9 protein-coding genes are annotated in these 6301 nt (G+C 42.8%); all 9 read left to right on the top strand.

The features are described 5' to 3' along the window. Positions 1–406, top strand: a 406-nt coding sequence (locus CCU_RS12995; RefSeq protein WP_208896269.1) for a segregation/condensation protein A, incomplete at its 5' end; no start/stop codon positions are given. A 13-nt stretch (positions 407–419) separates the two neighbouring features. Further along, a complete protein-coding gene (scpB, locus tag CCU_RS12990) occupies positions 420–1094 on the top strand; it encodes an SMC-Scp complex subunit ScpB (protein ID WP_015534975.1) in 675 nt (224 codons plus the stop codon). A 101-nt stretch (positions 1095–1195) separates the two neighbouring features. Then, positions 1196–2326 carry a D-alanyl-D-alanine carboxypeptidase family protein gene (locus CCU_RS12985; RefSeq protein WP_015534974.1) on the top strand — a complete coding sequence of 377 codons (1131 nt, stop codon included), beginning with the start codon at positions 1196–1198 and terminating at the stop codon, positions 2324–2326. A gap of 279 nt (positions 2327–2605) precedes the next feature. After that, positions 2606–3361, top strand: a complete 756-nt coding sequence (locus CCU_RS12980) for an NAD(P)-dependent oxidoreductase (RefSeq protein WP_208896268.1) — start codon at positions 2606–2608, stop codon at positions 3359–3361. Positions 3362–3408: 47 nt separating this feature from the next. Further along, a complete protein-coding gene (locus CCU_RS12975) occupies positions 3409–3990 on the top strand; it encodes a dipicolinate synthase subunit B (RefSeq protein WP_015534973.1) in 582 nt (193 codons plus the stop codon). A 232-nt stretch (positions 3991–4222) separates the two neighbouring features. After that, positions 4223–4423 carry a type II toxin-antitoxin system Y4mF family antitoxin gene (locus CCU_RS12970; protein ID WP_015534972.1) on the top strand — a complete coding sequence of 67 codons (201 nt, stop codon included), beginning with the start codon at positions 4223–4225 and terminating at the stop codon, positions 4421–4423. After that, the gene (locus CCU_RS12965) at positions 4423–4758 is read left to right on the top strand and encodes a HipA N-terminal domain-containing protein (protein WP_015534971.1); all 336 of its coding nucleotides are present in this window, start codon (positions 4423–4425) and stop codon (positions 4756–4758) included. The genes CCU_RS12970 and CCU_RS12965 overlap by 1 nt, the downstream gene beginning before the upstream one ends. Further along, a complete protein-coding gene (locus tag CCU_RS12960) occupies positions 4755–5705 on the top strand; it encodes a HipA domain-containing protein (RefSeq protein WP_015534970.1) in 951 nt (316 codons plus the stop codon). Before CCU_RS12965 ends, CCU_RS12960 begins: the two co-directional genes overlap by 4 nt. A gap of 163 nt (positions 5706–5868) precedes the next feature. Then, the coding region (locus CCU_RS12955) for a TetR/AcrR family transcriptional regulator (protein WP_208896267.1) at positions 5869–6301 on the top strand (433 nt) is incomplete at its 3' end.

Genomic DNA, 6301 nt, shown 5'->3' with positions numbered 1-6301 from the left:
GGCATTTTTCAAGAAGGCGACCATACCGGCTGAGGTGAAGAATGTCAAGCAGGAGGTCGATCCTTATGAGTTGATCTCCAAGGCTGATGTGGATCTCCAGAAGCTCAATGAAATATTCAAATCGGTTATGCGTAAGCAGGTCGACAAGGTAGATCCGATACGAAGCAAATTCAAAGAGATCGAGAGGGAGGAGATTTCCCTTGAGGAGAAGATGGCGGAGGTAAGAGAAGAAGTCAGAGGACTGGAGGGCATAAACTTCAGGACACTGCTTGAGATGCAGGCATCAAAGATGAATATCATAGTCACATTCCTTGCCATACTTGAGCTTATGAAGATAGGCGCAATAGCGATCAGACAGGAAGATATATTCGGAGAGATAATCATTGATTCTCTGGATACTATATAGAGATGAGGTAACGATGAATAACGAAGATTTACAGAATGAGGAAATAGATGAAGTAAATACCCCTTCAGAAGAGAATGAGGAGGCCAGGACGGACAAGGAGTACAGTGACGATTATCTCACATCCGCCATCGAGGCTATACTTTTCTCAGTGGGTGAGTCTGTATCGATCGACAGACTTGCCTCAGCTCTTGAGATGGACAAGAGGAAGCTTACAAAGCAGCTTGAGGGTATCATATATAATTACAACAACAGCGACAGGGGTATCAGGATCATAGATCTTGACGGTTCGCTTCAGCTCTGTACGCGCAACGAATACTATGGAATTCTCGCCAAGGTTGTCAATACACCGAAGAAGCTTTCCCTCACGGATGTTGTTCTTGAGACTTTGTCTATAATTGCATACAAACAGCCGATAACAAGGCCCGAGATCGAGGCTATAAGAGGAGTTTCATGTGTACATGCCATAAACAAGCTCATAGAGTACAATCTCGTGCAGGAGGTTGGAAGACTTGATGCTCCTGGACGACCTATCATGTTTGGAACAACAGAGGAATTCCTCAGATGCTTTGGAGTGTCATCGACAAATGATCTTCCGATGATAAGCCCTGATAAGATAGAGGACTTCAAGAAAGAAGCGCTGGAGGAAGCAGATTTCACGCTCAGTGTAGATACGACATCCGAAGAATAACAGACATGTTCCTGTAATATAATATCATGACCAATATTATGAGGATATGACGGTATATGCATATGTTTTCTACAGGAAAAAGATCACGCATAAGGCGGTTTATGTTGCTTGTTGCAGCCTGGACTGCAGCAAGTCTGGTAATACAGTTTCTCGTTGGTAACAATATATTTATAAAAGCGTATGCTGAGGAAGACAATACAGCGGATGTACAGCTATTTGCCAGAAATGCGATTCTGCTGGATGGGGAGACTGGAGATATACTATATGACAAATGTAGTGATGAGCACAGACCCAACGCCAGCACGACCAAGATACTTACATGCATACTTGCAATCGAGTGCGGGAATCTGGCGGATGATGTGACAGCTTCATCCTATGCATCCAAGATGCCTGAGGTCAGACTTGGGGTTCGTGACGGCGAGAAGTACACACTTGAAGACATGTTGTACGCCATGATGCTCGAGAGCTACAACGACGCCGCTGTAGTCATAGCGGAACATATCGGTGGCAGTGTACAGCACTTTGCGGAGATGATGAACGCAAAGGCTGAGGAGATAGGCTGCCATTCTACATATTTTATCACGCCAAATGGTCTGGATGCCCAGGATGAAAATGGCGTCCATGGCACCTCCGCGGAGGATCTTGTCAGGATCATGAGGTATTGTATTCTTATTTCACCCCAAAAGGATGAATTTCTGAAGATTACCCGAACAAAATCATACACATTCACTGATAATACCGGAAATAGAACATTTGCATGCATTAATCACAATGCATTTCTCGATATGATGCCATGCGCATTGTCAGGAAAGACCGGCTTTACCTGCGATGCTGGATATTGCTATATAGGAGCTGCGGAGGTTGAGGGACATACATATATATGGGCTCTCCTTGGCTGCGGATGGCCGAATAATAAGACTTATAAATGGAAAGATTCCAGGGCACTTGTGGCATTTGCGCAGGAACACACCATATACACGGAGCTTAAGGCGCCTGCTTCGCCTGACATCAGGATAACATATTCATCGGGCTCGTCGGCAGATGGAAGCACAGCGACAAAATGCAGGCTGAACAGGACTGTGACAGCATCTGAAGGTAGTATACAGTATGTATACAAAGTCTCGGATACATTAAAGGCACCTGTGCATAAAGGCGCTGTGGCCGGTTCGCTTGAAGTGTACCTGGACGATGAACTTATAGATGTTGAGATGTTATTGTGTCCGAGGAGATAGCAGATGTGACATTTAAGGATGAGATAATAAAAGTTTTATATCGTGCTGCAATGTAACATTTGCCTGGCACAGGCATATCCTAAATTATCAATAATATAAGGGCGGTGCACTGAGGTATGGATATGGATTGTGTATACTACGTGGTAGGCGGTGACAGGAGAAGCTGCTATATGTCTCTCAGTCTGGCGGAGAAAGGCAGTAATGTGTTTCATTTCGATCCATATGATGCCGATCTGCTGAGACATTCGCCGGTCACCATTATTTCGGGGGGCTTCAGGAGTGGGCTTTCGCAGACTGATAGAGGGCGAATGTGCGTCTCCATCTGTAGAAATGCTGAAAGCTATCATTCTTCCTGTGCCTGTTACGAGGGATGGTGAATTTGTCAACGGCAGAACCCTTCTCACCGTGAACAGCATTCTGGAATGCAGCAAGGAATTTGACATTGTGTTTGGAGGCGGGATAGGCAAATATATGTCTGATACAAACGAAAATAGTCCTTATGTATTTGATTTTCTTGCAGACGATGTTGTGGCCGAGAGAAATGCAGTTGCAACCGCGGAGGGGGCAGTCTGCGATGCGGAGGAGCTGTCTGATATTAATATAGACGGAAGCGTATGTCTGGTGACGGGATTTGGCAAATGTGCCAGGGTTCTTGCCGAAAGGCTTGCATCCTGGGGAGCAGATGTAATAGTTATGGCAAGACGTCCAAAGCAGAGGAGTGATGCGGCGCTCATAGGCTACAAGGTTATGTCATTTGAGGATATTCCGATATATAAGCATATACTGTCAGAAGTGGATTTTTGCTTCAATACAGTACCTGCGAGAGTTGTATGTGAAGATATCCTGTCTCTGCTCAGCAGACATGCGGTTGTAATAGATATAGCATCTATGCCGGGAGGGGTGGATTTTGATTATTGCAAGGAACATGATATTCCTTATAAACACAGCCTGGGAATCCCGGGTAAGCTGTCTCCAAAGACCTCGGGGATGATTCTTGCCGATGCAGTGATAGAGGCAGTGTCGGCTCACCGCTGAAATGGATTTGTATGAACTGACGCTTAATAAATAGGAGTGTATATAACATGGATTTATCAAAGTGCAATGTAGGTATGGCTATAACCGGTTCATTTTGTACCTTTGATAAGATTAAGATAGAAATAAAGAAAATGGTTGAGATGGGAATAAATGTGTATCCGATATTCTCGCCTCACTCCGCAGAGTACGACACAAGATTTGGAAAAGCTGACAAATTCGTAAATGACGTTGAGACGATAGCAGGGCGAAAGGGTATTTACACTATACAGGAGGCTGAGCCTATAGGTCCCAAGGCCTATCTTGATGCGCTGGTCATAGCACCTTGTACCGGAAACACCATCGCCAAGCTGACAAATGGAATAACAGACACATCGGTTCTCATGGCTGCGAAGGCACATCTGAGGAACAATAAGCCGCTCATCATATCGGTTTCGACAAATGATGCCATGGGTATGAACTTCAAGAATATCGGCCAGCTCATGAACATGAAAAATATTTATTTTGTTCCATTTGAACAGGATAACTGTGTGAAGAAACCCAATTCACTCATAAGCAGACTTGATCTCATCCCAGCCACCATAGAGGAGGCTCTTGAGGGAAGGCAGATACAGCCGGTTCTCATAAAGTAGTTTTACTGCACCCGATAGGGTATAAGTTTGTTGCTTATTGCGGCTATTATACCCCATCGGGTGTAGTTTTGTTTTATATAATATTTTTTATACCCGTTATGGTATAAAAAATATTATATTTGATTGAAATTATACCTTATCGGGTGTAATATATAAGGAGAATAGCGTATAAGAAGAATCACGTGTAAGAGGAATCACGTGTAGGAGGAATCACATATAAGAGGTAATAACGATGAATAAGATAGCTGAATTTATAAAGACTAACAGAAAAGAAGCGGGTCTTACACAGGAAGAATTCGCAATAAGATCAGGCCTCGGACTCAGATTTGTCCGCGAACTTGAACAGGGGAAAGAAACTGTGCGTATGGACAAGGTCAATGAAGCTCTTGCAATGTTCGGCATGGAGGCGGTTCCAGGGAGAAAGGATGATTGATGGTGGATAATACTTTTAGAACGGCTTATGTATATATAAGAAATGAATTTGCGGGAATTTTATGTGAGACCGACGAGGGATATACATTTTCTTACGATGAAGAATATCTTGATAGAGAAAATGCCAGTGCTGTATCACTTACCATGCCATTGTCGAAGGACATGTATCGATCCGAGACTTTATTTTCTTTTTTTGATGGACTCATCCCCGAGGGCTGGCTGCTTGATGTGGTCAGTAGAAATTGGAAAATAGATGTAAGGGACAGGTTTGGATTGCTGCTTGTTGCATGCCGCGATGCGATAGGCAATGTAAGTGTCAGGGAGGATCGCATATGAATTGTTTGTGCTGTGGAAAAACTTTGAAAAATGACGACGGAACAGGCTGGCATAAAGCTTGTGTGAAGAGATTTTTTATGACGACTAAGCTGCCAGACATAGATATAGATGATCAGAAACTAAAAGTTCTTGCAGAGGAAAGTATAAACAAGGGGTATACGGTCCCGGGTGTACAGAAGAAACTGTCGTTACACCTGCTTTCTGAACCAGGTAATCCAAGACTTACATTGGTAAACTACCCAACAGGATATATACTTAAACCTCAGGTTGATCAATTTAAAGCGATGCCTGAAGCGGAGCAGCTTGTGATGTCTATGGCTGATATGATAGGAATTTCAACGGTGCCGCATGCATTGATCAAAGGAAATGGGCAGATGGCATATATTACTAAAAGAGTGGATAGGATATTCGAGAAAACAACTGTTGAAATGCTTGCAATGGAAGATTTCTGTCAGTTGGACTATCGTCTTACACAGGACAAATATAAAGGTTCATACGAGCGATGTGCAAAGATCATAGAAAAATATTCAAGTCGTGTAGGTCTGGATATGGCAGAATTCTATATGAGAATTGTATTTTCTTTCGTGACTGGCAATTCCGATATGCATTTGAAGAATTTTTCGCTTATTGAAACAGAGGTGGGAAGCGGAGATTATGTTCTCTCACCAGCCTATGATCTGCTGCCGATAAATGTTATCATGCCTGAGGATACAGAGCAATTGGCGATACCGATGAATGGGAAAAAGAGAAATGTGAGAAGAAAAGATTTCCTTATATTTGCTGATGTATGTGGTTTAAGTCGGATATCAGCGGAGAAGATGATAAGTTTGGTAGTTAAAAATAAGGATAAAATGAAAAAGATGTGTGACGAATCTTATATACCTGAAAAAATGAAATCAGACTTCAATCATTTGATTGAGGAAAGAATGCTGATTTTGGCAGATTGATAAAAATTTAATATAATACGAAATCCCAGAAGTTACTTACTATCGAAATGTGATTCGAAATGTGACTTCTGGGATTTTTGTTGACTGACATAAGATAGTCCTGTAAAATATTTATTGTGAGACAGGGAGTATCACAATATAACTTTGGAGTGAAAAGTAATATATGAGAGATCCGGAAAAACTGAAAGAGGAAATGGACGAGCGCAAAAGAAAGATCCTTGATGTTGCATTTGAGCTGTTCGTAGACAAGAAGATAGAGGCGGTGAGCATGGGAGATATCGCAAGGGCTGCCGACGTGGGAAGGGCTACATTGTTTAGGTACTATCCAAGTAAGCTTGAGCTGGTCATAGCGGTATGTGCTGATCAGTGGAAGAGATACCTGGATGGCCTGGACGCGAGAAGACCTATATCGTCTGTACATGACATACCAGCCATAGACAGACTGAGATTTACCATGGACAGCTACATAGATATGTATCAGCATCACAAGGCATTGCTGAAGTACAACGATAACTTCAATTATTATGTAACCCATGAGGGCAAGAACAATGATCAGCTTGTAGATTTCCACAGCTCACTGTATTCGGTGGACACCA

The organism is Coprococcus sp. ART55/1 (assembly GCF_000210595.1).
GTDB classification, from domain to species: domain Bacteria; phylum Bacillota; class Clostridia; order Lachnospirales; family Lachnospiraceae; genus Coprococcus; species Coprococcus aceti.
This window is presented reverse-complemented; position numbering and strand designations above follow the sequence as displayed.

Coding starts and splice junctions, on each gene's coding strand:
- scpB (WP_015534975.1), top strand. CDS start 420: ATGAATAACGAAGATTTACAGAATGAGGAAATAGATGAAGTAAATACC.
- CCU_RS12985 (WP_015534974.1), top strand. CDS start 1,196: ATGTTGCTTGTTGCAGCCTGGACTGCAGCAAGTCTGGTAATACAGTTT.
- CCU_RS12975 (WP_015534973.1), top strand. CDS start 3,409: ATGGATTTATCAAAGTGCAATGTAGGTATGGCTATAACCGGTTCATTT.
- CCU_RS12970 (WP_015534972.1), top strand. CDS start 4,223: ATGAATAAGATAGCTGAATTTATAAAGACTAACAGAAAAGAAGCGGGT.
- CCU_RS12965 (WP_015534971.1), top strand. CDS start 4,423: ATGGTGGATAATACTTTTAGAACGGCTTATGTATATATAAGAAATGAA.
- CCU_RS12960 (WP_015534970.1), top strand. CDS start 4,755: ATGAATTGTTTGTGCTGTGGAAAAACTTTGAAAAATGACGACGGAACA.